General features: G+C 63.7%; 19 protein-coding genes. 5 read left to right on the forward strand and 14 right to left on the reverse strand.

The annotated features are described in order from the left end of the window. Window positions 1-30: 30 nt before the first annotated feature. Window positions 31-1,128, forward strand: coding sequence for an efflux RND transporter periplasmic adaptor subunit (locus V6093_RS25645; protein ID WP_047604554.1), 1,098 nt, complete (start codon window positions 31-33; stop codon window positions 1,126-1,128). Next, window positions 1,125-4,208, forward strand: a complete 3,084-nt coding sequence (locus V6093_RS25650; RefSeq protein WP_179052276.1) for a MexW/MexI family multidrug efflux RND transporter permease subunit — start codon at window positions 1,125-1,127, stop codon at window positions 4,206-4,208. Before V6093_RS25645 ends, V6093_RS25650 begins: the two co-directional genes overlap by 4 nt. Window positions 4,209-4,261: 53 nt before the next feature. On the opposite strand, the gene V6093_RS25655 is transcribed toward V6093_RS25650, so the two are convergent. The 8 genes from V6093_RS25655 to V6093_RS25690 all read right to left on the reverse strand — a co-directional run bounded on the left by V6093_RS25655 (window position 4,262) and on the right by V6093_RS25690 (window position 12,133). Beyond that, window positions 4,262-4,999: a GntR family transcriptional regulator gene (locus V6093_RS25655; RefSeq protein ID WP_060545402.1), complete on the reverse strand. Its 738-nt coding sequence runs from the start codon at window positions 4,997-4,999 to the stop codon at window positions 4,262-4,264. Between the two features lie 93 nt (window positions 5,000-5,092). Then, on the reverse strand, window positions 5,093-6,607 hold the full coding sequence (locus tag V6093_RS25660; RefSeq protein WP_265979726.1) for a DHA2 family efflux MFS transporter permease subunit: 1,515 nt from the start codon (window positions 6,605-6,607) through the stop codon (window positions 5,093-5,095). Next, complete coding sequence (locus tag V6093_RS25665) at window positions 6,597-7,742, reverse strand: HlyD family secretion protein (protein WP_265979725.1); 1,146 nt, start codon at window positions 7,740-7,742, stop codon at window positions 6,597-6,599. The genes V6093_RS25660 and V6093_RS25665 overlap by 11 nt, the downstream gene beginning before the upstream one ends. A gap of 206 nt (window positions 7,743-7,948) precedes the next feature. After that, a complete protein-coding gene (locus V6093_RS25670; protein ID WP_265979724.1) occupies window positions 7,949-9,367 on the reverse strand; it encodes an efflux transporter outer membrane subunit in 1,419 nt (472 codons plus the stop codon). A 103-nt stretch (window positions 9,368-9,470) separates the two neighbouring features. After that, the gene (locus V6093_RS25675) at window positions 9,471-10,181 is read right to left on the reverse strand and encodes a helix-turn-helix transcriptional regulator (RefSeq protein WP_265979723.1); all 711 of its coding nucleotides are present in this window, start codon (window positions 10,179-10,181) and stop codon (window positions 9,471-9,473) included. 169 nt (window positions 10,182-10,350) lie between these two features. Then, complete coding sequence (locus V6093_RS25680) at window positions 10,351-10,737, reverse strand: cupin domain-containing protein (RefSeq protein WP_003247285.1); 387 nt, start codon at window positions 10,735-10,737, stop codon at window positions 10,351-10,353. A gap of 108 nt (window positions 10,738-10,845) precedes the next feature. Continuing rightward, the gene (locus V6093_RS25685) at window positions 10,846-11,670 is read right to left on the reverse strand and encodes an AraC family transcriptional regulator (RefSeq protein WP_108079053.1); all 825 of its coding nucleotides are present in this window, start codon (window positions 11,668-11,670) and stop codon (window positions 10,846-10,848) included. 19 nt (window positions 11,671-11,689) lie between these two features. Beyond that, window positions 11,690-12,133, reverse strand: coding sequence for an acetyltransferase (locus tag V6093_RS25690; RefSeq protein ID WP_003247287.1), 444 nt, complete (start codon window positions 12,131-12,133; stop codon window positions 11,690-11,692). 268 nt (window positions 12,134-12,401) lie between these two features. On the opposite strand from V6093_RS25690, the gene V6093_RS25695 reads away from it, so the two are divergent. Beyond that, window positions 12,402-13,325 (forward strand): LysR family transcriptional regulator, encoded by a 924-nt coding sequence (locus V6093_RS25695; protein WP_064490993.1) that lies wholly within the window; start codon window positions 12,402-12,404, stop codon window positions 13,323-13,325. 189 nt (window positions 13,326-13,514) lie between these two features. Here the strand turns inward: V6093_RS25695 and V6093_RS25700 are convergent, their stop codons facing one another. The 4 genes from V6093_RS25700 to lysA form a co-directional block, all read right to left on the reverse strand. Beyond that, the gene (locus V6093_RS25700; protein ID WP_014859057.1) at window positions 13,515-16,001 is read right to left on the reverse strand and encodes a TonB-dependent receptor; all 2,487 of its coding nucleotides are present in this window, start codon (window positions 15,999-16,001) and stop codon (window positions 13,515-13,517) included. A gap of 110 nt (window positions 16,002-16,111) precedes the next feature. Further along, window positions 16,112-17,047 (reverse strand): FecR domain-containing protein, encoded by a 936-nt coding sequence (locus V6093_RS25705; protein WP_019752143.1) that lies wholly within the window; start codon window positions 17,045-17,047, stop codon window positions 16,112-16,114. A 5-nt stretch (window positions 17,048-17,052) separates the two neighbouring features. After that, complete coding sequence (locus tag V6093_RS25710; RefSeq protein WP_108079054.1) at window positions 17,053-17,553, reverse strand: sigma-70 family RNA polymerase sigma factor; 501 nt, start codon at window positions 17,551-17,553, stop codon at window positions 17,053-17,055. A 227-nt stretch (window positions 17,554-17,780) separates the two neighbouring features. Then, window positions 17,781-19,013 (reverse strand): diaminopimelate decarboxylase, encoded by a 1,233-nt coding sequence (gene lysA / locus V6093_RS25715; protein ID WP_019752142.1) that lies wholly within the window; start codon window positions 19,011-19,013, stop codon window positions 17,781-17,783. Between the two features lie 123 nt (window positions 19,014-19,136). Here lysA and V6093_RS25720 point away from each other — a divergent pair, with 123 nt between their 5' ends. Next, window positions 19,137-20,042 (forward strand): LysR family transcriptional regulator, encoded by a 906-nt coding sequence (locus V6093_RS25720; protein ID WP_003248628.1) that lies wholly within the window; start codon window positions 19,137-19,139, stop codon window positions 20,040-20,042. 199 nt (window positions 20,043-20,241) lie between these two features. On the opposite strand, the gene V6093_RS25725 is transcribed toward V6093_RS25720, so the two are convergent. Then, window positions 20,242-20,595, reverse strand: coding sequence for a hypothetical protein (locus tag V6093_RS25725; RefSeq protein ID WP_003248629.1), 354 nt, complete (start codon window positions 20,593-20,595; stop codon window positions 20,242-20,244). Window positions 20,596-20,869: 274 nt separating this feature from the next. Between V6093_RS25725 and V6093_RS25730 the strand changes: the two genes are divergently transcribed. Further along, window positions 20,870-25,735: an NAD-glutamate dehydrogenase gene (locus V6093_RS25730; RefSeq protein ID WP_004576879.1), complete on the forward strand. Its 4,866-nt coding sequence runs from the start codon at window positions 20,870-20,872 to the stop codon at window positions 25,733-25,735. Between the two features lie 167 nt (window positions 25,736-25,902). On the opposite strand, the gene V6093_RS25735 is transcribed toward V6093_RS25730, so the two are convergent. Continuing rightward, window positions 25,903-26,721 carry a pyruvate, water dikinase regulatory protein gene (locus tag V6093_RS25735; protein WP_003248634.1) on the reverse strand — a complete coding sequence of 273 codons (819 nt, stop codon included), beginning with the start codon at window positions 26,719-26,721 and terminating at the stop codon, window positions 25,903-25,905. Window positions 26,722-26,792 lie beyond the last annotated feature (71 nt).

Below are 26,792 nucleotides of genomic sequence, written 5' to 3' on the forward strand. Positions count from 1 at the left end.
CAACCGCTTTCCCTGTGATCGGAGCTGTGCATGAACAAACGTACGTTACTGGCCTGGGCCGGCGCTGTTGCCGGTGCGCTGGCCGCTGCCTATGCGCTGGTGGGAAGCGGCTCGGCGCCACCCGCTGCGGCGGTGTGGCCGGCGACCAAGGTGGCGCTGGCCACGGCCGAGCAGGTGCAACTGGCGCGGCAGCGCTTTGCTTCGGGGGAGTTGGAGGCGTTCAACCAGGTGCAGGTGGCGGCCGAGATGCCAGGGCGTATTACCCGCATCGCCTTCGAGTCGGGGCAGACAGTCGCGGCCGGGCAGTTGCTGGTGCAGCTCAACGACGCGCCCGAGCAGGCCCTTCGCGTGCAGTTGCAGGCCAGGTTGCGTAACGCTGACGTGGTGCTGCAGCGCAGCCGCAAACTGCGCGCGATGAATGCCGTGTCGCAAGAGCTGCTGGACAACGCCGCCACGGCCGTGGACGTGGCCCGTGGTGAGCTGCAGCATGTCGAGGCGCTGATCGCGCAGAAGGCCATTCGTGCACCGTTTGCCGGCAAGCTCGGCATCCGCCGTGTGCATCAGGGCCAGTACCTGGGCGCTGGCGAGACCATCGTCAGCCTGGCCGACATCAGCCAGTTGCATGTGAACTTCGCCTTGGGCGAGCAGGCCGCCCCCGAAGTGCACGCCGGACAAGTGCTGGCACTGACGGTGGATGCGGTGCGTGGGCAAGACTTCCAGGCGCGGGTGGTGGCGGTCGACCCGGTGGTCAGCACAGCACGCCTTGTGCAGGTACAGGCGGCCTTGTCGAACCCGCAAGGACAGTTGCAGCCGGGTATGTATGCCGGCGTGCGGCTGGATGCTGCGCAGCCGTCGACCGTGCTGGCCGTGCCGGAAACCGCGATCACCTACACCGCCTATGGGCAGACGGTGTTTGTCGCGACCCAGGACCCGCAGCATGGCACCCGGGTGAGCCGGGTGCAGGTAACCACCGGTGAGCGCTGGCAGGGGCGGGTGGAAATCACCTCCGGCCTGACGCCCGGTGACCGTGTGGTGGTTTCCGGCCAGCTGAAACTGAGTGATGGCATGCCGGTCGAGCCAGTGGCGCAGGACAGCCTGCAGGCCAGCCAGGGAGGGCGGCAGTCGTGAGGTTTACCGACGTCTTCGTGCGCCGCCCGGTGCTGGCGCTGGTGGTCAGCAGCCTGATCATCCTGATGGGGCTGTTTGCCATGGGCAAGTTGCCGATCCGCCAGTACCCGTTGCTGGAAAGCTCGACCATTACCATCAGCACCGAGTACCCCGGTGCCTCCGCCGAGTTGATGCAGGGTTTCGTGACGCAGCCGATCACCCAGGCAGTGTCGTCGGTCGAAGGCATCGACTACCTGTCCTCGTCGTCGCAGCAGGGGCGCAGCCTGATCACCTTGCGCATGGTGCTCAACCGCGATTCGACCCAGGCGCTGGCCGAAACCATGGCCAAGGTCAACCAGGTGCGCTATCGCCTGCCGGAAAAAGCCTACGACCCGGTGGTGGAACTGTCAGCAGGCGACTCCACTGCCGTGGCCTATGTGGGGTTTGCCAGCGACAGCCTGTCGATACCGGAACTGAGCGATTACCTGTCACGGGTGGTGGAACCGCAGTTCTCCGGTATCGACGGCGTGGCCAAGGTGCAGTCGTTCGGCGGGCAGCGCCTGGCCATGCGCCTGTGGCTGGACAGTGAGCAGATGGCCGGGCGCGGGGTGACGGCGGCGGACGTGGCGCAGGCGGTACGTGCCAACAACTACCAGGCAACGCCGGGCCAGGTGCGCGGGCAGTACGTGCTGGCCGATATCCAGGTGGACACCGACCTGACCCGGGTCGAAGACTTCCGTGAGCTGATCATCCGCAACGATGGCACCGACCTGGTGCGCCTGCGCGATATCGGCACCGTCGAGCTGAGTGCGGCGGTCACGCAGACCAGCGCCACCATGGACGGCAAACCTGCCGTGCACCTGGGGCTGTTCCCCACGCCCAGCGGCAACCCTCTGGTGATCGTCGAGGGAATTCGCCAACTGCTGCCACAGATCCAGCAGACCTTGCCGCCTGGCGTGAACGTGGCGCTGGCCTATGAAACCGCACGCTTCATCGATGCGTCGATCCATGAAGTGCTGCGCACCTTGGTGGAGGCGATGCTGATCGTGGTGTTGGTGATCTGGCTGTGCCTGGGTTCGCTGCGCAGCGTGCTGATCGCGGTGGTGGCCATTCCGCTGTCGATGCTGGGGGCCGCGGGCCTGATGTTGATGTTCGGTTTCAGCCTCAACCTGCTGACCTTGCTGGCGATGGTGCTGGCCATCGGCCTGGTGGTGGACGATGCCATTGTGGTGGTGGAAAACGTGCATCGGCATATCGAGGAGGGCAAGTCGCCGGTCGCGGCAGCATTGGCCGGGGCGCGGGAAATCGCCGGGCCGGTGATCGCCATGACCCTGACCCTGGCGGCGGTGTATGCGCCCATTGGCTTGATGGGCGGGCTGACCGGCACGCTGTTCCGTGAGTTTGCCTTGACCCTGGCGGGGGCGGTGATCGTGTCCGGCATTGTGGCGCTGACCTTGTCGCCGGTGATGAGCTCGCTGTTGCTGCAGCCCGGTCAGCAGCATGGCGCCATGGCCACTATCGCCGATCGGTTGTTTGGCACGCTGAGCGGGGCCTATGGACGGGTGCTGGCCTACACACTGGCACACCGCTGGATCAGTGGCGGCGTGGCGTTGCTGGTGTGCCTGAGCCTGCCCTGGCTGTACCTGCTGCCACAGCGCGAGCTGGCGCCACCCGAGGACCAGGCGGCGGTGCTGACCGCCATCAAGTCGCCGCAGCATGCCAGCCTCGAATACGCAGAACGCTTTGCGCTGAAGCTCGACCAGGTGATGAAGTCCATTGCCGAAACCACCGACACCTGGATCATCAACGGCACCGACGGCCCGGCCGCCAGTTTCGGTGGCATCAACCTCAGCGCCTGGCAGGCGCGCGAGCGTTCCGCCGCACAGGTGCAGGCGCAGTTGCAGCAGGCCGTTGCGGATATCGAGGGCAGCAGCATCTTCGCCTTCCAGGTCGCGTCGCTGCCGGGCTCCAGCGGTGGCCTGCCGGTGCAGATGGTGCTGCGCAGCGCCCGGGATTACCCCGAGCTGTTCCAGACCATGGAAGTGCTCAAGCAACGCGCCCGCGACAGCGGCCTGTTCGCCGTGGTGGACAGCGACCTCGACTACAACAACCCGGTGGTCAAGGTACGCGTGGACCGGGCCAAGGCGGCGAGCCTGGGCATCAGCATGCAGGCCATTGGTGAGTCGCTGGGGGTGCTGGTGGGCGAGCAGTACCTCAACCGCTTCGCCCTGTTCGGGCGCTCTTATGACGTCATCCCGCAGAGTATCCAGGACCAACGCCTGACGCCTGCGGCGTTGAGCCGGCAGTATGTGCGCGCCGAAGATGGCAGCCTGGTGCCGCTAGCCACGTTGGTGCGCCTGGATATCGAAGTGGCACCCAACCGCCTGTTGCAGTTCGATCAGCAGAACGCCAGTACCCTGCAGGCGATCCCGGCCCCGGGTGTATCGATGGGCAACGCCGTGGCATTTCTGGAACAGCTCACCGCCGAGCTGCCACCGGGCTTCAGCCACGACTGGCAATCGGAATCGCGCCAGTATGTGCAGGAGGGCTTTGCCTTGATGTGGGCATTTCTCGCCGCCCTGGTGGTGATCTATCTGGTGCTGGCGGCGCAGTACGAAAGCCTGGTCGACCCCCTGATCATTCTGGTGACCGTGCCGCTGTCGATCTGCGGTGCGCTGCTGCCGCTGGCGCTGGGCTGGGCCACGCTGAACATCTACACACAGATTGGCCTGGTGACGCTGATCGGCCTGATCAGCAAGCACGGCATCCTGATGGTGGCGTTCGCCAACGAGATTCAGGTGCGCGACAACCTCGATCGTGCCGCCGCCATTGTTCGTGCGGCGCAAATACGCTTGCGGCCAGTGCTGATGACCACGGCGGCGATGACTTTTGGCGTGCTGCCACTGCTGTTCGCCAGCGGCGCCGGCGCCAACAGCCGTTTCGGGTTGGGGGTGGTGATTGTGTGCGGGATGCTGGTGGGGACCTTGTTCACCTTGTTCGTGCTACCGACGATCTACGCCTGGCTGGCACGCGATCACCGGGTGAGCACGGCGCGGGCGAGGCAGTTGGTCGAAGCTGAAAGGCAACTGGGGGCGCTTTAGGCGCAACGGCCTGTTCATCAGCTGAAAGTTGAACCATCCCTGTACGAGCGGGTTCAGGCGGGGGAGCGGTCGCGGCGCATCTGGGTGACCAAGGTAAAGCGGTCATCCGGGTGCACGGTCTCTGAGACCGCCATCAAATCACCATTTTCCTCGCGGTATTGGCGGATGATCTTCAGCCCCGGTGAGCCCGCCTCTGCCTTCAGCGCCCTGGCCATTTCCGCTGTCAGCAACACCGCGCGCACCCGCTGGTCGACCACTGCGATTGCCCGGCCATAGTGCTGTTCGATCAACCCGACAATGAGTTGGTCGGGGTGCTCGCGTGCCAGTTCGATGACCGCGGTGTAGTCGCGCGGCGCATACACGTCGGTCCAGCACAGCGGCGCGGCAGGGTGCTGCCTGTCGACGCGGAGGCTCGATACGCAGAAGTAATGCTCCCCCGGCACCAGCCCCAGCCTCGCCGCCTCGCTCAGGTCGGCGACAAAGTGGCGCACGTTCTGGATTTCCCGCTGCTGGGTGTCTGCCAGGTGCGCCAGGTCAGCCACACTGGCCAACGACTGCGAATAGCCGCCGCGCGGGCTGCTGGCCTCCACGCGTGTGCCCACGCGCTTGCGGCGCGACACCAGCCCTTGGGTGAGCAACTGGTCGATAGCGGCACGCACCGTGTGCCGGCTCACATTGTAAAGGTCGCACAGCTCGAACTCGGTCGGCAGCAGGCTGCCTACTGGGTAGCGGCCGCTGGCAATCGCTTGCATCAAGTCCTTTGCCACGGTGGAGTAGCGCGTCGGGTTCATACCTTTGCTCGGGTTCGCCAATTTCATCGGTTGACAGTGTAACAGCGGCCGAATGCCGAACGCTTCGGTCGCCCACAGAGGTCGATACTGCCTTCAATGCTGCTGTCTGGCCCGCAGCAGCAACGCTGCAAGGGCACACCCGACCAATGCCAGGCACGCCAGGTAGAACGCATCACTGTAGGCCATCAGGTAAGCCTCTCGTCGAATGGTTGCCGCCAACGCTTCCAGCATTTGCTGCTGAGGCGGCAGCCAGCTTTGCACCGTCTGGTTGATACGCGCCTGCACGCTTGGCTCGAACAGCGTCACCTGCTCGTGAATGCGCTCACTGTGAAAGCGTTCACGGGTCGCCACCAGTTGCGTCAACCCGGCCGTACCGATGGCGCCACCCAGGTTGCGCAACATCGAGAACACCGCCGAGGCTGAGCCGGCTTCACGCTTGTCCAGCCCGGCCACCGCCAGCACCGATAACGCAACCATGATGAAAGGCTGGCCAATACCGCGCACCACCGTGGACGGGATGATCACGTTGTCGGCACTGTCGGCGCTCAGGCTAGCCCCCAGCCAGCAGCCCAGCGCCATGATCAAAAAGCCGCTGGCGACCATGAACTTGGCACTGGTCCAGCCCATCAGCCGGGGCATCAACGGCGCCAGCAGCAACTGCACCACGCCATAGGCGATCAGCGCCACGCCCACGTCGTGCGCGCTGAACCCCTGCAACTGCGACAGGTAGTTGGGCACCAGGAACACCAGGCCGAACGTGGCAGCGCCAAAGATGAACATCGCCACGCTGGCAACGCCGAAGTTGTAGTGCCCGAGCAAGCGCAGGTTGATGAACGCGCGCTGGCCGAACAGCTGGGTCACCACGAACACCACCAACGCAATGGCAGCGACCACGCTCGTGCCGACAATGAGCGGCGAGCCGAACCAGTCCAGCCGACCGCCTTCTTCCAGCACGATCTGCAAGCCGCCCAGGCCGATCACCATGGCCGCGATACCCAGCCAATCACCTTTGCGTAACAGTTCGAGCTTCATCGGCTTGGCTTCGATCGACCAGGCGATGGCCAGCAGCAGCGCAATGCCGGGGAAAAGTTGCAGATAGAAGATCCAGCGCCACGAATAGGCATCAGTCAGCCAGCCGCCAATCGACGGCCCGGCGGCCTGCGCCACGCTGTTGGCCAGGCTGAACAGCGCCATGCCCATGGCCATCTTGCTGGCCGGCAGTTCGGTGATGATCAACTGGAACGACAGGGGAATCAGCACCGCGCCCGCAGCCCCCTGGATCACCCGGATTACGATCATCGCCTCCAGGTTGGGCGCCCAGGAACAGGCCACCGAGGCGATCAGAAAGATGAGCGAGCCGGTCCACATCACCCGGCGCAGCGAGAACACGTCCACGAGCCAGGCCGTCAGTGGAATCATCACGATTTCCGCCACCAGGTAGGCGGTGGAAATCCATGAGCCTTCCTCGAAGCTGGCACCCAGCGAGCCGCGGATTTCCGGCAGGGCGGCGCTGGTGACATGCACGTTCATACCCGCCATGAAGCAGCCGAACAGGCCGCCAAGCACCGCTACCCAGGCACGCAGCGAGACCGTTTGCTCAGTGCGCATCGGCAACCTCTGCGGGGCGTGTGTCGACTGTACTGACCACTGACATGCCGGGCAGTACCTGCGGGCCATCCAACGGTTTGTCGAGCAAAATGCGCACCGGGAAACGCTGGACGATCTTGGTGAAGTTGCCGGTGGCGTTGTCCGACGGCAGCAAGGCGAAGACATTGCCCGAGGCTGGCGAAAAACTGGCCACATGGCCATGCAGTGGCTGGCTGGCGAAGCTGTCTACATGTATTTCTACCGGTTGCCCAGGGCGCATGCGGGCCAGTTGGGTTTCCTTGTAGTTGGCCACTACATAGGCCTGCTGTAGGGGCACCACAGCCAGCAGCGGCTGGCCCGGCACCACGTACTGGCCGGTGCGCACGCGGCGCTGGCCGACCACGCCGGTGATCGGCGCGCGGATCACCGTGTCCTGTTCGTCTTGCTCGGCAAGCTGTTGGTGGGCCAGGGCGCGTGCCAGGGCCGCTGCCCGTTGTTGCAGCTCGGCCTCGGCCTGGGCTGACCTGGCCTTGGCCATGGCCAGTTGAGCGCGTTGCTGGCGCAGCGCGGCCTGGGCACCTTGCCGCGCGGCTTGTGCCTGGCTGGCCTGGGCACTGGCGGTTTCCAGGCGCTGCATGGTCGCTGCATCGTCACGCACCAGGCCACGGTAGCGTTGGACATCCAGTTCACTGCGGCGCTGTTCGGCGGTGGCGCTGCGCACGACGGCCTCGGCCTGCAGGATGGCTTGCTGTTGCAGGTCGATGCGCTCGGTCGCTACCTGTTGGCTGGCCTGGGCGGCGGCCAGTGCCGCCTGTGCCTCGGTCACGCCAGCCCGGGCCTGGTCGAGGCGGGCGCGGTAGTCGCGGTTTTGCAGGCGCACCAGCACATCACCGGCTTTCACCGGCTGGTCGTCAGCCACCTCGACCTCGGCTACGTAGCCCGGCACGCGTGGGCTCAGGGCCACCCAGTCGGCGCGGACATAGGCATCGTCGGTGGTTTCCAGATAGCGGCCGGTGCTGAACCAGTAGCTGGCGAAGGCCAGCAGGGTGATTGCGGCCAGGCTGCCGCTGGCGATGACTGCCAGGCGGCGACGGGTTTTAGCGCTCGGCCGCTGTTCAGTTTCGGCGGGTGAGGGTTTGTCTACGGCAACATTCATGGTTGGTTTCCATTCTCGAATTGGGCCTGCTGGCTGTCGGTTGTGGGAGCCACTGTCTTGCTCAATTTCTAAAAGCTGGCGCGATCCGTGTGGGAGCGGGCTTGCCCGCGAACACGGGCGAAGCCCGTGCCATCCACCGCGGTGTATTCTTCGCGGGTAAACCCGCTCCTACAGTGGGCGGTGCTCGCTGTTGGTCTTGCTTCTCGCTACCACCGCCCGCCCAGCGCGCGGAACAGGTTTACCTGCGCTTGCGCCAGGCGCCCTCGGGCTTCTGTGTGGCTGGCCCGCAGGCTGATCATTTCGCGCTCGCTGTCGAGCAGGGCCAGCCCGTCCACGGTGCCGGCACGGTAGTTACCCTGGGCCAGGGCAAAGCTGTGCTGGCTGTGCGCCAGGGCTGCGTCCAGCGCCTGCAACCGTTGTCGCTCACCGTCGTAGCGGGCCAGTGCCTGGCGCACGTCTTTCAGCGCGCTCAGCGCCACGCCGTGGTAACGGGCGACCTGCGCCCGCTGCAATGCCTCGGCCTTGCTCACCCGTGCGCGGTTGGCCTGCAGGTTGGGAAATTCCCAGCGGATCAGCGGGCCAATCCCGAACATCACCGCGCGGCTGGCGCCGAGGTTGGCAAGGTGATGGTCCGAAGACGTCAACGAAGCGCCGAAGCTGACCTTTGGGTAAAGGTCAGCCCGCACGATGTCGGTCTCCAGGGTGGCCGCTTGCAGTTCCCGTTCGGCCTGGCGCACATCTGGCCGGCGTTCGAGCAAATGCCAGCCATCGCCAGCCGGCAGCGGCGCCGACAGCGTGGGGATGGCTACGCAGGTCGTGGCTTCGGCCACCGAGGCCTGGCCACTGAGCATGCTCAGTTCGTAAAGCGCCATCTGCCGCCGGGCTGAGAGCATCGGCAGTTGCGCACGCACCTGCTCCCGCAAGCCCAACAGGCGCTCGCTGTCGAGGGCAGTGGCCACACCGGCCTGGCGCTGACGCTGGCTGAGTTGCACGCTGTGGTCGAGGGTTTGCAAGGCCTGCTTCGCTGCCTCCAGGCGGGCCGCGTAGGTGCACTGGTCGATGTAGGCGCGGGTGGTCTGGGCGACTACCTGCAGGCGTACCAGGTCTAGTGCCGCAGCGCTGGCTTCGGCTTGCACCCGGGCACGTTGGATGGCGGCGCGTACCTGGCCCCAGATATCCACCTGATAGGCCAGCTCGATGCCCGGGTTGAATTGCCATTGTGACGGCGCGTTGCTGTCGGTCGCCTCGGCCAGCGTCTGGTCATCGGCGCTTCTTCCATAGGTAGCGGCAACGCCCATCGCGGTAGACGGCCCGCGCCTGGCGTCGAACTCGCCGATGCCGGCCAGCATGGCCTGCACGTTGGCCTCGGCCTGTGCCAGGCCTTGGTTGTGCGCCAGGGCTTGCTGTACCCAGCGGTTGAGTTGGGGGTCTTGATACAGTGCCCACCAGCGTTCGGGCAGGGGCTGTTTGCTGACGCTGGCCGGCATGTTCGCCAGCGGGTCTGCCTGCAGCGCTGGAGGTGGTTCGGCAGGCGTGGGTTGGTGGCCGCACGCCGCGAGTGCAGCGAGCATGCCGAGGGCTGTGGCAAGCCGGGCAGGGCCGGGAAATGAGTGCAGTAAGGGCATCACGATTGTCGCTCAAAGGTCGTGATGCGAGGTTAACGAGGGTTGCATGGGCGTCGCTGTCGCAAGCGGGACAACCCTGCGCGCAAGCGGGACAACCTGAGGCTCAGTGCTCGCGCGCGGTAGCGTTTTGCCAATCACTCGGTGCATGGCCGAGGATGCGCTTGAACATGGCAGTAAATGCGCTGGCGCTCTGGTAGCCGTGCTCCAGCGCAACGTTCAGGATCGGCTTGCCATCGGCCAGGCACTGCTGGCTGAGCATCACCCGGGCACGGGCGCGCCATTGGCCATACGACATGCCCACCTCGCGCTGGAACAGCCTGGCCACACTGCGGGCACTCATGTTCAGTTGTGCGCCGCATTGCTCCAGGGTCAGGTCCTGGGCCGGGTCCTGCAGGAAGCGCTCGCACCAGGCACGCAGGCGTGCGTGCTGCGGCGTAGGGACGAAGGCATCGATGCGCCGGGCGGCGGCGAGTTCGTACAGGATCAGCGCACGAGCATGCGCGCCGTCGCGCAGGTTCAGCACCCGTGACGCCGCCAGGATCAGTTCGCGCAGCAGGCCGGACACGACGATGACCTGGCAGCGTTCGATGTGGGCATCGAGCAGCAAGGTGCGCAGGTAGACCACGCCCTCCATGCGGATGGCATGGCTGACCCCCGCAGGCATCCACAAGGCATGCCCGCCGGGGATCACCCAGCTGCCGCCCTCGCTGCTGACCCGCATCACGCCGCTGGCGGCGTAAATCAGCTGGTCTTCGGCGTGGCAGTGGCTGGCCACTTCATCGCCGTGTCCGTAGTCCCTTTCCAGTGCTTGCATGCAGGCCACCCTCGTTATTGGATCCAATTATATCGAGGCGAACCTGTGCCGGGTTGCGAAGTGTGGGCGGCGAGCGAATTGCCATGGTTACAAATCGCAATAAGGCGATTGTTTATGGTTAATTATTGCTGTGAAGTTAGAGACATCAGCTTGAAAGTGGTGAATGTTGTTAAATCCAGACATCGCTCTGTGCTGTGCGATCCCCCCCTTCATGACCGGTATTCAGAATGCCCCGCGGTTCGATCATCATCAGTTTCGCTTCGCCTTGCGCGGCGGTCCGGTGCTCGACGCCGCGTGGCACCACATAGAGTTCCCCAGGGTTCACATGCACGCAGCCATCCGGCAGGTCGATACGCAGCGTGCCTTCCAGCACCAGGAATGCTTCGTCGGTCTCCGGGTGCGCGTGCCAGATGAATTCGCCTTCGATGCGCACGACCTTGAACTGGTAATCGTTCATCTCGGCAACGACCCTGGGGCTCCATTGCTGTTCGATAAGCGCTGCCTTGTGGACCAGGTTCACTGGCAGGGAGGGGTGTGGGTGACGGGACTCAGGCATGACAGTTCCTCGGAAAGTGGAGTGGTCAGCCTATCGCGCCGGGCGAGTCCGGTTCTTGTACGATCCTGCACGCCTGCTCCCACGGGATACGCGGGCGACTGCGGTTTCTCAGCGTGACGCTCGCAAACGCTCCAGCCAGCGTAAGGGCGGTACGCCGTAGCAACGGGTGAAGTGCCGGGTCATGTGGCTCTGGTCATGAAAGCCTGCGGCAAGGGCTGCCTCGACCAAGGTGAAGCCGTCCAGGATCATTCGGCGAAAGCTGTCGAGGCGGCGCAGGGTGACAAAGCGATAGGGGCTGGTGCCGTACAGCGTGCGAAAGTCACGCGACAGGCTCCAGCGTTCGCGGCCGCTGGCCTGTTCCAGCATGCCCAGTGTTATGCCCACATGCAGGTGTTCCATGATGAAGGCCCGGGCGCGTTCGGCTGCCTGGTAATCCAGGCGCTTGCGCCCGCGCGGCTTGCCGCCGACGGCCCGCAAGGCGATCGCCAGGTCATACAGGGCGTCCTGTTCTTCCAATGGCTCCAGCGCGTGGTCCACTGCCTGCACGAACGCTTCGCTGGCGTGGTACAGGCGAGGGTCGCTGGACAGCCCGCCAGCGATGAAGGGCAAAGGCTGACCACCCAGCACGTTCTGGATCAGTGCCGGGTCGACGTAGGCCATGCGGTAGCGAAAGCCTGCGTCGGTGCCGGCCATGCCGTCATGCAGTTCGTCCGGGTGCAACACCAGCGTGTTGCCCGGTATGCCGTGGCGCAGCGAACCCTTGTAGTGGAAGCTTTGCACGCCGGCCAGCGTGCGGCCGATCGAATAGGTATCGTGGCGATGCGGGTCGTAGCCGTGGCTACCGAACCAGGCTTCGATACGCTCGATACCGCCCGGTTGGGCACTACGGATGACCCAGTCGGACGGCGGTAGGGGCTTCGCTTTACGGGCCATCGCGGTGAGTGCCTCCTGCTCACGCCCGGGTGGGCAAGCTCATGTGCAGCAAAGGGAACGGGCGACCTTCGCCATCCAGCGGTGAACGGCCGGTCTGGACGAAGCCATAGCGCTGGTAGAACGCTGTTGCCTGTGGGTTCTGCTCGTTGACATCGACACTCATCGCACTGCGTGACTGGCGGCCGAAATCCAGCAGTGCACGGCCAATGCCCTGGCGGTGGTGCGCTGGGTCGACGAAGAGCATTTCCACATGGTTTTCATTGAAGCCGATAAAGCCCAGTGGCTGGTCATCGGTGTCTACCGCAACCCACAGCTCGACGGCCGGGAAGTACACGTCGCGCAGCTGTGGCAACAGTGCGTCGATGTCGGAGGGTTGCAGGAAGTGGTGCGTCGCGCGAACAGCACGCAGCCAGATGTCGAGCAGCTGCGGGTAGTCTGCAGCGATGCCTTGGCGAATGATCATGGTGTCATCCTGAGTGTATTGATGGCGGATGGGCGCGCCAGTGAGCGGCGGCCATGCAAGTGTCGGCATCATGAATGACCGCTTCGCGAGTCAACGCCTGGGCGGTGCACGGCAGGGGAGGCCGGAAGGGAAGAGCGCGGAAGATTACCCCGGTCGCGCAGTAGGGGGCAATGGCGATCGCATAGGTGCAGTGCAGGTTTCGACTCGGCTAGGATGCATGTCGATGCCGGAATTGAACCCGAACAACAAGCACGGCCCGGGAGCACCCATGAACCGCAACGAACTGCGCAAAGCCGATATCAACCTGATGGTGGTGTTCGAAGCGCTGATGCAGGAACGCAACCTCACCCGTGCCGCGGAGAAGCTGTTCGTCGCCCAGCCCACGGTCAGCGCCGCGCTGGCCAGGTTGCGTGCGATGTTCAACGACCCGTTGCTGGTTCGAGTGGGCAACCGCATGGAGCCCTCGGCCAGGGCCGAAGAGGTGATCAAGTACCTCACGCCAGCCTTGGATGCGATGTCTGTCGCCCTCAGCATGACCCATGATTTCGACCCGCTGACCAGCAAGATGACCTTCCGCATCGGCTTGTCCGATGATGTCGAGTCGGGCCTGCTGCCGCCGCTGTTGCGGGCGCTGCGGGTGGAGGCGCCGAACGTGGTGGTGGTCGTGCAGCATGTGGACTATTGGCGCATTCCGGACCTGCTGGCGGCGGGCGATGTGACGGTGGGTATCAGCCAGACCAAGGGCCTGCCCGCCAATGCCAAACGCAAGGTGCTACGCACCCTGCAAGCCAGGGTAGTGCGGGCCGACAAGTCCAGCACGCCGCTTTCACTGGATGAGTTTTGCCAACGCCCGCATGTCCAGGTTTCGCCAACCGCCAACACCCAGGGTGTGGTCGATGACTGGTTGAAAGACATCGGCCGTGAACGCAAGGTGGTGTTGTCGGTGCCGCAGTTCAGTTCGCTGCCGGCGATTCTGGCCGGTACCGACCTGCTGGCCTGTTGCCCGGACTATGCCGCACAGGGTATGGAACGCTGGGGCAACCTGCAGGCCGAGACGCTGCCGTTCGAGACTGCTGCACTGGAGCTGGCCATGGTCTGGTTGAGCACCACCGACAGCGACCCGGCCGAGCGTTGGCTGCGTAGTCGCCTGGAGCACTACATGGGCGGACTACGGGAAGCGGTCATGGGATGATGGCTGTACATATTGCGTATTTCTGGGATGCAGGTAGGGCTGGTTGCGAACGTTTTCGGCCATGACTTCGCGCTTGAAGATCTGCTCGGCCACCATCTGCGGGTAGAGCTTTTCGATTTGCAGGAACGACTGTGCGACCAGCAGCTTGACAGGGCCGCAAAGCGGCCCGATCGCACCCAGGGAAGTACTTCAGAACGCCCCTTGCAATGTCACCATGAAATTGCGCGGTTCACCATAGAAGTTGCCCCACGCCGGCGCGCCGATGGTGGCGTAGTACTTCTTGTCGAACAGGTTGTTGCCGTTGAGCGCGACAGTCCAGTTCGGGTCGAGGCGGTACTGCACACGGCCGTTCCACACGGTGTAGCCCGCCTGCTCGACACGGGTAGTGCCGGTGGTACGGAAGTTCTCGCTCTGGCTGTTCAGGCCTGCGCCGAGGGTCCAGCGCTCCAGAGCACCGCCCAGCTGGTAGTCACCCCATACCTTGAGCATGTGCCGTGGGATGAAGCTGGAGGTGAAGGTCAGTTCGGTCGGGTCAGTGTCTTCGATGGTACTCAGGTACTTCGTCTGGGTGTAGGTGTAGCCCGCCAACAGCTGCAACCGCTCGATCGGCGAGCCGCTGATCTCGGCTTCGAACCCCTGTGCGCGTACCTTGCCGCTGTCGTTGTAGCAATACCCGTCGCCTGAGGGGCAGGTATCGACGTAGTCCGTTTCTGCGCGGTGATTCTCGACAGTGCGGAACAGGTTGAAGGAGGTGTTCAACGCGCCGTCGAGCAGCTCGCCCTTGATGCCGACTTCATAGTTGGCGCCGGTCTTTGGCTGTAATGCCTGCCGCTCGGCATTCACCTTGTCGCTTTGTGGCTGGAAGATGTCGGCGTAGCTGGCATAGGCGGTCCACTGCTCGTTCAGGTCGTACAGCACGGCGGCAAACGGCGTGACCTGACCGTTTTCCTGGCTGCGATTATGCACCCAGTAATCGTAGAACTGGGTATAGGAGTCGCTCTTGTTACGGTACCAGCTGACCCGCGCGCCCAGCACCAAGGTCAGTGGCTCTGCCAGTTTCAGGCGCAGGTTGGCGTAAGTGCCGTACTGGGTGGTAGTGGTATCGGTTGGCACACTGCCACCGCGGCTCGGGTTGACCAGGTAATCGGCCTTGGACGGGTGTGTGAAGTTCGCGGATGGGTTGAACGGGTCCTGCTTGCCGTCCAGCAGCATCAGCGCGAAGTAATCATGGGTTTTCTGTCGGCTGGCGTTGACACCCATGATCAGCTCATGCTGCAGGCCGAACGCCTCGAACTTGCCATCGACATAGCTATCGAAGCCGTAGTCGTCCTGGTCGTAGTCGAAACGGCCGGCCCGGACGTTCATGCTGGCGGTGCTGGCGCCGACGGGTACCGTGCCTTCGGAATAAGCGTATTCGATGTCCTGGGTGTTGTGGGTGTAGATCGAGGCGAAGTTCAGGGTCCAGTCATCGTTGAAGCGGTGCTTGAGGTCGGCAAAGCCGGTAATACGCTGGCTTTGCATGTCGTTCCAGCTGGCCCCCAGGCAGGTGGAGCGCGACAGCTTCAGGTCACTGCCATCGGCGTAGCGTGGCAGGCCGGCGTAGCAAGGGGTGGCATCGACATCCTCGTAAGCCAGGCCAGCGCCCACGGTGGTGTCGGCCGTGACGTCCCAGTCGATGGCGCCGTACAGTATCTGGTCCTGGCGCTTGGCCGTGTCATAGAAGTACTGGCGGTCCTGCAGCGTCGCCACGGCGCGCCCCCGCACGGTGCCCGACGCGTTTAGCGGGCCGCCCACGTCCACTTGCCCGCGGTAGTTGTCCCAGCTGCCGGCTGACAGGGTGACGGTGGTGGCGGCTTTTTCCTGCCCCCGTTTGCGCACGAAGTTGACGCCCCCGGCGGAGGAGCCAGAGCCTTTCATCATGCCGGCCGCACCTTTAAGCACCTCGACGCGGTCATAGAACGCCATGTCGCTGGAAAAGCTGTTGGCCTGCACGTAGTTGCCGCCCACGTCCAAGGGCACGCCGTCGTACTGGTACTGGCCATCCAGGTTGAAACCACGGGAATAGAAATACTTGCCGCCCATGGGCGAGTCATACACGGTGATGCCCGGGGTCTTGTCCAGTACCTGCTCCAGTGTGTTGAGGTTCTGGTCGTCGAGCATCTTGCGGGTCATCACGGTGACCGACTGCGGGGTTTCTTTCAGCGTGTGTACGCCCTTGCCGATGGTGATGGCACGGGCGGCGTAGGACTGGGTGCCTTCGCTGGTCGCATCCAGGCGGTTGGCGTCGATGTTCATCGGCGCCAGTTCCATGGCCGAGCCGTTTTGCGCAGCGACCAGCACATAGCCACCATTACCCTGACGCTGCGCCTGCAGGCCACTGTTGCCCAGCAGCCGCGCCAGACCTTCCTCGACACTGAAGCTGCCTTCCAGGCCCGCGCTGTCGAGGTTGCGCGTCTGTGCGGTGTCGAACGAAATGGTCACACCCGCCTGTACGCCAAACTGGGTGATGGCGTTGCCCAGTGAGCCAGCGGGGACATGGTAGGTGGCCTGGCTTTGGGCCATTGCCTGGGCAGGCATCAGCAACAGGCCGGGCGCGCTGGCCAGGGACATGCCGAACAGCACCAGGCGGACGGCCTGGCTGAGCTTGGTTGCTGGGGTAGGGTGCAGGTGTGGCATTTCGTGGTCCTTCCGAGTCATGGCAGAAAGTCGCTGTCGTCGCGGCTTGTGTCAGGGACGGACGAGAATAGAAATCAGCAAGATTGCGGCGAAAGTTTTTCCGCAGTTGCTCAGGCGGGCTCCACACTCACCCAGTAGCGGCTTAAGTAGCGCACTTTCACGGGCAAGGTTTTCGGCAGGTTGGCCAGGGCGATATCGGTGTCGTCAATGCGGAACGCACCGGAAATGCTCATGGCCTGGATCGACGAGGCACAGCGCAGCACACCTGGACGATAGCGCCCCAGTTCTTCGAGGAAATCGCCAAGGCGCCAGTCGTTCACGCTGAGCATGCCTTGCAACCAGGCCGTGGAATCGGCGGGGAGGGCATGGGCGTCGAGGACGACATCCTGATCAAAACTCACTTGCTGGCCAGCGTGCAGTTGCAGCACTCGATCAGGGTGGCGCAGGGGGCGAACTTCGACGCTGGCCTCAAGCACACCCACGCGGGTCTGCTGCGCCAGTTTGCGGACGCTGAACGCGGTACTGCGGGCCAGTACGCTGCCGTCATCAGTGTGCACGATAAACGGGCGCTGCTGACGATCGCTGACCGGACGCACCAGAATTTCCCCCTGATACAGCTGAATCGCCCTCACCTTTGTGGCGTAGCGCACATCCAGCGCGGTATCCACGTTCAGTTCCAGCTGTGAACCATCCTCCAGGTGCAGGGCGCGGCGTTCGCCGCTGCGGGTACTGTGCTGGGCCAGCAAGGCACGATAGGGCACCTGCTCGGCCGCCAGCCAGCTGCCGCCCCCCATGGCCATCAGCAGGCCCAGCACTTTCAGCACGTCACGCCGCTGCGCCTGGGCCGCGCCAAGGCCGGACAGCGCCGCCTGCGGCGGCACCATGGCCCATTGCTGCTGCAGCTTTTCTACCCGCGCCCAGGCGGCTGCGTGCAGGGGGCTGGCCTGCAGCCACTGTCGCCAGGCCTGGGTGCGGGCCTCGCTATTGGCGCCGTCGTTGAGCTGAACATACCAGGTGGCAGCGGCTTCGAGTGTCTTGAGATCCATGGGCGTCAGCCTTCGACTGCCAGCAGGCAGCGAGTCATGGCCTTGATCAGGTGATTCTTCACGGTGGTGATCGACACGCCGAAGCGCTCGGCCGCAGCGCCGTAGGTCAGGCCTTCGAGTTGAACGGCAAGGAAGATGGCGCGGGTCTTGGCGCCGAGTTCGTCGAGCAGGCTGTCCACGGCCACCAGCATCTCTATGATGGACAAGCGCACCTCCGGCGACACCTCTACCGGTTCCGGACGCAGGGCCAGCGCCTGCAGGTAAGCTTTTTCGATGATGCGACGGCGAGCTTTGTCTATCAGAAGGGCGCGGGCGATAGCGCTGAGGTAGCTGCGCGGCTCACGGATCGGCAACGGGTTACGCGCGGTCATTACCCGCAAGAACGTGTCGTGCGCCAGGTCGGAAGCGTCGGCGGCGTTGCCCAGGCGGGCGCGCAGCCAGCCCTTCAGCCAGCTGTTGTTTTCGCTGTACAGCTCGTGCAGGGCCTGGAGATCGAGCGTTGCCATGGCGTCAAGACCGCAATATTAATGGGAATTGATCGCATTTTCGCGAGAGGCGGGGCTTATTGCAAGGACCGCGAGCACACACCCTGTGGGAGCGGCCTTGCGTCGCGATTGGGCCGCAAAGCGGCCCGGGTTTCGGCATCACGGCTACATTTGTGGGGCTGCTGTGCAGCCCTATCGCGACGCAAGGCCGCTCCCACAAAGAGTCGTGCAGGCTTGCAGGGCAGTGGTTAGAACCCGGCCTCCAGGCTCAGCAGGTCCTGCACCGTCTGGCGCCGGCGGATCATCCGCAGGGCACCGTTCTCGATCAGGAACTCCGGCAGCAGCGGCCGGCTGTTGTAGTTCGACGACATCGACGCGCCATAGGCCCCGGCATCGTGGATCACCAGCAGGTCGCCCACCTGTGCCTGAGGCAGGTCCTGCGGGGTCAGCGCCTGGTCATCCTGAGTGAACACGTCACCCGATTCACACAACGGCCCGGCCACCACGGTCGGCTGGCGCGGGCGATCTACTGCCTGGCCATCGGCATCGAGCAGGGTCATGCCGTGGTAGGCGCCGTACATCGCCGGGCGCATCAGGTCGTTGAAGCCAGCGTCGATCATGACGAAGGTATTGCGCCCCACCTGTTTCACGGCACGGACTTCGGCCACCAGGTAGCCCGACTCCGCCACCAGGAAGCGCCCGGGTTCGATCTCCATGCGCACCGGGTGGCCGAGCATCGCTTCGATCTCCTTGCGCGCCACCGCCCAGGTCTGCGCATAACGCTGCAGGTCGACCGGTTTGTCGGTGCTGCGGTAAGGCGTGGAAAGCCCGCCGCCGATGGAGAACGCCTCGATGTCCACGCCCAGGCGGCCGATCAGCTCGATCATCGAGCGGGCCACCTGTTCCAGGTGCTGGTAGTCCACCCCGGAACCAATGTGCATGTGCACGCCCACCAGGTGCAGGCCATGGGCCTTGATGCACGCCAGCGCCTCGTCCAGCTCTTCGTGCCAGATGCCATGCTTGCTGTTTTCGCCGCCGGTATTGGTCTTGCGGCTGTGACCATGGCCGAAGCCCGGGTTGATGCGGATCCACACGCGGTGGCCGGGCGAGCGTTCACCCAGTTGGCGCAGCATGTCAATGGAGCCGGCATTGACTTCGATCTTTGACGCCACCACGCGCTCCAGGGTGGGGCGGTCCAGCGCGTCGCAGGTCAGCACCACGCCGGCAGGGTCACCGTCAACGCTCGCGCCGGCGGCGAAGGCCCGCTCCATCTCACCCAGCGACACGGCGTCCAGCACCAGGCCATGGGCGCGCATCAGGCGCAACACATGCAGGTTGGGGTTGGCTTTCTGGGCGAAGCGCACGGTGTCGAATACGTTCAACTGCTCGACACGCTCGGCGATGGTGCTGGCGTCGTACGCCCAAAGCGGCGAGCCGTGCTGGCGAACCGCCTCGGCCAGAAGGGTGAAGGGTGCGGTCATGGTGGCGCTACTCGGATAAGGAAGGCCACGAGGATGAATCAAAGCGGGGATTCAGAAAAATAGCTATTTTTCTGCCAGTCATTCATATCTGATATACCCATTGTCGACTCACCGGGTGCTGCCGTGAAACTGTCCGTCCGCCACATCGAAGTGTTCCGCGCCATCATGGCCGCTGGTAGTGTCACCGGTGCGGCGCGCCTGCTGTTCACCTCGCAGCCGACCGTCAGCCGCGAACTGGCGCGGCTGGAGCAGGTGACTGGCCTGAACCTGTTCGAGCGCGAGGGCGGGCGCCTGGTGGCGACGGCCCAGGCGCTGCTGTTGATCGAAGAGGTCGAGCGCGCCTACGTCGGGCTGGAGCGGATCGATCGCTTTGCCCAGGCCATCCGCAACTTCGAGCAGGGCCGGCTGGCCATCACCTGCCTGCCGCTGTTCTCGCAAACCTTGTTGCCCAAGGCCTGCCAGCGCTTTCACCAGCAGCACAGCGGCGTGAGTGTGAGCATTCTGGCGCAGGAGTCGCCTTTGCTGGAGGAGTCACTGGTTGCCCAGCAGCATGACCTTGGCCTGACTGAAGTCGAACAGATACCGCGCGGCGCGTATGGTGAATTGCTGTTCAGTGCCAACATGGTGTGCGTGTTGCCCGAGCATCACCCGCTGCAGGTGAAGGCTGAACTGGAGCTGAGTGATTTCCATGAGGTCGATTTCATCAACCTGGCCAGCCTGGATACCTACCGCCAGCGTCTGGATCAGCACTTTCGTGCGGCCGGGGTTAACCGCCGCACGGTCATCGAGACCACCAGTGCCGCTTCGGTGTGCGCCATGGTCAGGCAAGGCCTGGGGGTGGCGATCATCAACCCACTGAGCGGGCTGGAGGCGGCGCAAGGCGGGTTGCCGATCCGCAGGTTACGGGTATCGGTGCCCTATCAGGTGATGCTCATACGCCCGGACCATCGGCCGGCATCGGCAGCGGTGGAGCCGTTTTGCGAGGCGTTGCGGGTGCAGGCCGAAGAGATGCAGCAGGCGCTGGCCTGATCATTGTGGGGGCGGCCTTGCGTCGCGATAGGGCCGCAAAGCGGCCCCAGCAATCTATGCATGATGTCGAGATCCTGGGGCCGCTGCGCGGCCCTATCGCGACGCAAGGCCGCTTCCACAGGGATCGCGCCAGCTTTTAGAAATTGAGCAAGACAGTTGCTCCCACAGGGACCGCGCTCCCACTAGGCAGGGGCAGGGTTCAAAGCTCGCAGACCAAGGTTCCAGTACCGGCCAGGATGTTCTCCAGGGTTTCCTTCACTTCATCCATGTCACTCAGCTCGCTGGTCAGGTTGATTTCCAGTGCTTCATCCCCCTTCAGCGCGTCCCGGTCGCCGGCCGCCACTTCGATCAGCAGGCGCTTGGCGCTCAGGGTCACTTTAAGGCCATCCAGCGTCGACGGCTCGTCATCCAGCGTCAGGTCGACGGTGTCCTCGTCCGGGTAACGGGTAAGCAGGAACATCTGACCCTTGTCGCTGTGGCAGCACAGGGTCGCCATGTTGTCTTCCTCGTCATCGCAAGGGGTGGCGAACAGCAGGGCGGTGTTGATTTGCATGAGCAGGCTCGGGTCAAAGGAAACGGAAGGGAATTCTGACAGTCTTGCGTACAGGCATAAACGTAAAGTTACCGCCCCTTGACCGAAATTGTCGCAGCGCTGCAAGCGTAGATGACCGATCAGTCGTTAAGCTTCGGCGAGCCCTGGGCGTGCCTGCGCACGTTCAACGTCTGGTTTTTACCGTCCGTCATGCCACGGGTTGGCTATCGTTGATCCGTACACGGCGCACGCAGCGACGCTTCAATTATTACAAAGCCCAAGCGGAGTACCACAGATGGCGTTCTTCACCGCAGCCAGCAAAGCCGACTTCCAGCATCAACTGCAAGCGGCCCTGGCGCAGCACATCAGCGAGCAGTCCCTGCCACAAGTGGCGCTGTTCGCCGAGCAGTTCTTCGGCATCATCTCTCTGGACGAACTCACCCAGCGCAGGCTTTCCGACCTGGCCGGCTGCACCCTGTCAGCCTGGCGCATCATCGAGCGTTTCGACCCCGAATACCCGCAAGTGCGGGTGTACAACCCTGATTACGAACGCAATGGCTGGCAGTCGACCCATACCGTGGTCGAAGTGTTGCACCATGACTTGCCGTTCCTGGTCGACTCGGTGCGTACCGAGCTCAACCGCCGTGGCTACAGCATCCACACCCTGCAAACCACCGTGCTCAGCGTGCGCCGTGGCGCCAAGGGCGAGCTGTTGGAACTGCTGCCCAAGGGCACCCAGGGCGAGGGCGTGCGCTACGAGTCACTGATGTACCTGGAGATCGACCGCTGCGCCAATGCCGCCGAGCTGACAGTGCTGACCCGCGAGATCGAGCAGGTGCTGGCCGAGGTACGGGTGGTGGTGGCCGACTTCGAGCCGATGAAGGCCAAGCTGCGTGAAGTGGTGGCGCAGGTGGAACAGACCGGCTTTGGTCCTGCCCAAAACGAGAAGGGCGAAGTCAAGGCCTTCCTCGAGTGGCTGCTGGATAACCACTTCACCTTCCTGGGCTATGAAGAATTCACCGTCAAGGGCGACGCCGATGGCGGCCAGATGGTCTACGACGAGCAGTCGTTCCTCGGCTTGCCGCGCCGTCTGCGCGTGGGCCTGACCGCAGAAGAGCTGCGCATCGAAGACTACGCTGTGGCCTACCTCAACGAGCCGCTGCTGCTGTCGTTCGCCAAGGCTGCGCTGCCCAGCCGCGTGCATCGCCCGGCCTACCCGGACTATGTGTCGATCCGCCAGCTGGACGCCGACGGCAAGGTCATCAAGGAGCACCGCTTCATGGGGCTGTACACCTCGTCGGTGTATGGCGAAAGCGTGCATGCCATTCCGTACATCCGCGTGAAGGTGGCCGAAGTCGAGCGCCGTTCGGGCTTCGATCCCAAGGCCCACCTGGGCAAGGAACTTGCCCAGGTGCTGGAAGTGCTGCCGCGCGACGACCTGTTCCAGACGCCGATCGACGAGCTGTTCAGCACGGTCATGGCAATCGTGCAGATCCAGGAGCGCAACAAGATCCGCGTGTTCCTGCGTAAAGACCCGTATGGCCGCTTCTGCTACTGCCTGGCCTACGTCCCGCGGGAAATCTACTCCACCGAAGTGCGGCAGAAGATCCAGCAGGTGCTGATGGAGCGCCTGAAGGCCAGCGACTGCGAGTTCTGGACCTTCTTCTCCGAATCGGTACTGGCCCGTGTGCAACTGATTCTGCGGGTCGACCCCAAGAACCGTATCGACATCGACCCGCAGCAGCTGGAACGCGAAGTCATCCAGGCCTGCCGCTCGTGGCATGACGACTACTCGGCACTGGTGGTGGAGAACTTCGGCGAAGCCCAAGGCACCAACATCCTCGCCGATTTCCCCAAAGGCTTCCCGGCCGGATACCGCGAGCGCTTCGCCGCGCACTCGGCGGTGGTCGACCTGCAGCATGTGCTGAACCTGTCGGAAAGCAAGCCGCTGGCAATGAGCTTCTACCAGCCGTTGACCCAGGTGGGCGAGCGCATCCTGCACTGCAAGCTGTACCACGCCGACACCCCGCTGGCGCTGTCCGACGTGCTGCCGATTCTGGAAAACCTCGGCCTGCGCGTGCTCGGCGAGTTCCCGTACCGCCTGCGCCATGCCAATGGCCGCGAATACTGGATCCACGACTTTGCCTTCACCTACAGCGAAGGCCTGAGCCTGGACATCCAGCAGCTCAACGACACCCTGCAGGACGCCTTCATCCACATCGTCCGTGGTGATGCCGAGAACGACGCTTTCAACCGCCTGGTGCTCACCGCCGGCTTGCCGTGGCGCGACGTGGCCTTGCTGCGTGCCTACGCCCGTTACCTGAAACAGATCCGTCTGGGCTTCGATCTGGGCTACATCGCCAGCACCCTGAACAACCACACCGACATCGCCCGTGAGCTGACCCGGTTGTTCAAGACCCGCTTCTACCTGGCGCGCAAGCTTACCCAGGACGACCTTGACGACAAGCAGCAGCGCCTGGAACAGGCCATCCTGAGCGCCCTGGACGACGTGCAGGTGCTCAACGAAGACCGCATCCTGCGGCGCTACCTGGACTTGATCAAGGCCACCCTGCGTACCAACTTCTACCAGCCCGACGCAAACGGCCAGAACAAGTCGTACTTCAGCTTCAAGTTCAACCCCAAGCTGATCCCCGAACTGCCCAAACCGGTGCCAAAGTTCGAGATATTCGTCTATTCGCCACGCGTCGAGGGCGTGCACCTGCGCTTTGGCAACGTTGCCCGTGGTGGCCTGCGCTGGTCCGACCGCGAAGAGGACTTCCGTACCGAAGTGCTGGGGCTGGTGAAAGCCCAGCAGGTGAAGAACTCGGTCATCGTGCCGGTCGGCGCCAAGGGTGGTTTCCTGCCGCGTCGCCTGCCGCTGGGCGGCAGCCGTGACGAGATTGCCGCCGAAGGCGTGGCGTGCTACCGCATCTTCATTTCCGGCCTGCTCGACATCACCGACAACCTCAAGGACGGTGGCGTGGTGCCGCCGGCCAACGTGGTGCGCCATGACGATGACGACCCGTACCTGGTGGTAGCGGCCGACAAAGGCACCGCGACCTTCTCCGACATCGCCAACGGCATTGCCATCGACTACGGCTTCTGGCTGGGCGATGCTTTTGCTTCCGGCGGCTCGGCCGGTTATGACCACAAGAAGATGGGCATTACCGCGCGCGGTGCCTGGGTGGGCGTGCAGCGCCACTTCCGCGAGCGCGGCATCAACGTGCAGGAAGACCCGATCACCGTCATTGGTGTGGGCGATATGGCCGGCGACGTGTTCGGCAATGGCCTGCTGATGTCCGACAAGCTGCAACTGGTGGCCGCGTTCAACCACCTGCATATCTTCATCGATCCCAACCCGGAGCCCGCTTCCAGCTTCGCTGAACGTAAGCGCCTGTTCGACCTGCCGCGCTCGGCCTGGAGCGACTACGACACCAGCATCATGTCCGAAGGCGGCGGGATCTTCCCGCGCAGTGCCAAGAGCATCGCCATCAGCCCGCAGATGAAAGAGCGCTTCGCCATCGAAGCCGACCGCCTGACCCCGACCGAGTTGCTCAATGCGCTGCTCAAGGCCCCGGTAGACCTGCTGTGGAACGGTGGCATCGGGACCTATGTCAAGGCCAGTACGGAGAGCCACGCCGATGTCGGCGACAAGGCCAACGATGCGCTGCGGGTCAACGGTAACGAACTGCGCTGCAAGGTGGTGGGCGAGGGCGGCAACCTGGGCATGACCCAGCTTGGCCGCGTCGAGTTCGGCCTGAACGGCGGCGCCACCAACACCGACTTCATCGACAACGCCGGCGGCGTGGACTGCTCCGACCACGAGGTCAACATCAAGATCCTGCTCAACGAAGTGGTGCAGGGTGGCGACATGACCGAGAAGCAGCGCAACCAGCTGCTGGGCAGCATGACCGACGAAGTCGCCGGGCTGGTACTGGGCAACAACTACAAGCAGACCCAGGCATTGTCGCTGGCTGCCCGCCGCGCCCGCGAGCGGATTGCCGAGTACAAGCGCCTGATGGCCGACCTTGAGGCGCGGGGCAAGCTGGACCGTGCCATCGAATTCCTGCCGTCCGAAGAGCAGTTGGCCGAACGCCTGGCTGCCGGCCACGGCCTGACCCGCGCCGAGCTGTCGGTGCTGATCTCGTACAGCAAGATCGACCTCAAGGAGCAACTGCTCAAGTCGCTGGTGCCGGACGACGACTACCTGACCCGTGACATGGAAACCGCTTTCCCGCCGTCCCTGGTCAGCAAGTTCGCCGAGGCCATGCGCCGCCACCGCCTGAAGCGCGAAATTGTCAGCACCCAGATCGCCAACGACCTGGTCAACAACATGGGTATCACCTTCGTCCAGCGCCTGAAGGAGTCGACCGGCATGAGCCCGGCCAACGTGGCCGGTGCTTACGTGATCGTGCGCGACATCTTCCACCTGCCGCACTGGTTCCGCCAGATCGAGGCGCTGGACTATCAGGTGCCGGCAGAAATCCAGCTCACTCTGATGGACGAGCTGATGCGACTGGGTCGTCGTGCCACCCGTTGGTTCCTGCGTAGCCGCCGCAACGAACAGGACGCCGGGCGCGATACCGCGCACTTCGGGCCGAAGATTGCGCAGTTGGGTCTGAAGCTGGATGAGCTGCTAGAAGGCCCCACCCGCGAACGCTGGATGGTGCGCTACCAAGGCTTTGTCGACGCCGGTGTGCCGGAGTTGCTGGCGCGTATGGTGGCGGGTACCAGCCACCTGTACACCCTGCTGCCGATCATTGAAGCGGCCGACGTTACCGGCCATGAGCCTGCGCAGGTGGCCAAGGCATTCTTCGCCGTGGGCAGCGCGCTGGACCTGACCTGGTACCTGCAGGAAATCAGCAACCTGCCGGTGGAAAACAACTGGCAGGCGCTGGCGCGCGAGGCATTCCGCGACGATATCGACTTGCAGCAGCGGGCGATCACCATTTCGGTCCTGCAGATGGCCGATGCACCGCAAGACATGGATGCCCGCGTGGCGCTGTGGTCAGAGCAGCATCGGGGAATGGTGGAGCGTTGGCGCGCCATGCTCGACGACCTGCGCAATGCCACGGGCACTGACTATGCGATGTACGCGGTGGCCAACCGCGAGCTGGTCGACCTGGCCATGAGCGGGCAGGCAGCGGTGGTGCCGTCCTGAGCCTTCTGGTGAGGTAAAACAAAGCCCCGGCAGTGATGCCGGGGCTTTTTTTGTATGCCTGGGCTGGCCCTTTCGCGGGTGAACCCGCTCCTACAGCGACCTGTGCCAAACCACCGAGCTGGGTCCAACCCCTGATGCGTTTTCTCCTCCGTGTAGGAGCGGGGCTGTTACTTGAACCGTCTCTCCACGCCTTTTTCGACCAGGATCTTGGCGGAAATCTCTTCCACCGAAAAATGCGTGGAATTGATATTGGGAATGTTCTCCCTGCGGAACAGGCTTTCCACTTCACGCACTTCGAATTCGCACTGGGCAAAGCTGGAATAACGGCTGTTGGGCTTGCGTTCGTGGCGGATGGCGGTGAGGCGGTCGGGGTCGATGGTCAGGCCGAACAGCTTGCTGTGGTGCTTTTTCAGCACCGCCGGCAGCTGCAGGCGCTCCATGTCGTCCTCGGTCAGCGGGTAATTGGCGGCACGGATACCGAACTGCATGGCCATGTACAGGCAGGTTGGGGTTTTGCCGCAACGCGACACGCCAACCAGAATCAGGTCGGCTTTGTCGTAGTAGTGGGTGCGTGCACCATCGTCGTTATCCAGGGCGAAATTCACCGCCTCGATGCGTTCCATGTAGTTGGAATTGCCACCAATCGAGTGGGATTTGCCCACGGAATACGACGAATGGGCGATCAATTCCTGCTCAAGTGGGGATAAAAACGAAGAAAAGATGTCGATCATGAAGCCATTCGACGTCGCCAGGATCTCGCGGATGTCCTGGTTGACAATGGTGTCGAAGATGATCGGGCGGACCCCATCCCGCTCGGCCGCAGCGTTGATTTGCTGGACCATGGCCCGCGCTTTGTCCGGCGAATCGATGTAAGGGCGGGTGAATTTGTTGAAGGGAATGCTCTCAAATTGCGCGAGCAAACTCTGGCCCAGGGTTTCGGCAGTGATACCGGTGCCGTCGGAGATGAAGAACGCGGTTCGTTTCATTTGCGATCTGGGCCTTAAGCTGATGACGATTCTTGGATATGATAAGTTCGGTTTGCCGAATGCGGCTGTCG

The sequence above is a fragment of the Pseudomonas putida group bacterium ESBL64 genome, from assembly GCF_045277175.1.
Classification (GTDB): domain Bacteria; phylum Pseudomonadota; class Gammaproteobacteria; order Pseudomonadales; family Pseudomonadaceae; genus Aquipseudomonas; species Aquipseudomonas alloputida.

Bases quoted from the DNA above. Each gene is read 5' to 3' on its own strand.
- V6093_RS25660 (WP_265979726.1), bottom strand. From the start codon at position 6,607: ATGCGCACTGAGCAAACGGTCTCGCTGCGTGCCTGGGTAGCGGTGCTT.
- V6093_RS25700 (WP_014859057.1), bottom strand. From the start codon at position 16,001: ATGCCACACCTGCACCCTACCCCAGCAACCAAGCTCAGCCAGGCCGTC.
- V6093_RS25730 (WP_004576879.1), top strand. From the start codon at position 20,870: ATGGCGTTCTTCACCGCAGCCAGCAAAGCCGACTTCCAGCATCAACTG.
- V6093_RS25695 (WP_064490993.1), top strand. From the start codon at position 12,402: ATGAACCGCAACGAACTGCGCAAAGCCGATATCAACCTGATGGTGGTG.
- V6093_RS25710 (WP_108079054.1), bottom strand. From the start codon at position 17,553: ATGGCAACGCTCGATCTCCAGGCCCTGCACGAGCTGTACAGCGAAAAC.
- V6093_RS25670 (WP_265979724.1), bottom strand. From the start codon at position 9,367: ATGCCCTTACTGCACTCATTTCCCGGCCCTGCCCGGCTTGCCACAGCC.
- V6093_RS25665 (WP_265979725.1), bottom strand. From the start codon at position 7,742: ATGAATGTTGCCGTAGACAAACCCTCACCCGCCGAAACTGAACAGCGG.
- V6093_RS25675 (WP_265979723.1), bottom strand. From the start codon at position 10,181: ATGCAAGCACTGGAAAGGGACTACGGACACGGCGATGAAGTGGCCAGC.
- V6093_RS25725 (WP_003248629.1), bottom strand. From the start codon at position 20,595: ATGCAAATCAACACCGCCCTGCTGTTCGCCACCCCTTGCGATGACGAG.
- V6093_RS25705 (WP_019752143.1), bottom strand. From the start codon at position 17,047: ATGGATCTCAAGACACTCGAAGCCGCTGCCACCTGGTATGTTCAGCTC.
- V6093_RS25645 (WP_047604554.1), top strand. From the start codon at position 31: ATGAACAAACGTACGTTACTGGCCTGGGCCGGCGCTGTTGCCGGTGCG.
- V6093_RS25655 (WP_060545402.1), bottom strand. From the start codon at position 4,999: ATGAACCCGACGCGCTACTCCACCGTGGCAAAGGACTTGATGCAAGCG.
- lysA (WP_019752142.1), bottom strand. From the start codon at position 19,013: ATGACCGCACCCTTCACCCTTCTGGCCGAGGCGGTTCGCCAGCACGGC.
- V6093_RS25680 (WP_003247285.1), bottom strand. From the start codon at position 10,737: ATGCCTGAGTCCCGTCACCCACACCCCTCCCTGCCAGTGAACCTGGTC.
- V6093_RS25685 (WP_108079053.1), bottom strand. From the start codon at position 11,670: ATGGCCCGTAAAGCGAAGCCCCTACCGCCGTCCGACTGGGTCATCCGT.
- V6093_RS25735 (WP_003248634.1), bottom strand. From the start codon at position 26,721: ATGAAACGAACCGCGTTCTTCATCTCCGACGGCACCGGTATCACTGCC.
- V6093_RS25690 (WP_003247287.1), bottom strand. From the start codon at position 12,133: ATGATCATTCGCCAAGGCATCGCTGCAGACTACCCGCAGCTGCTCGAC.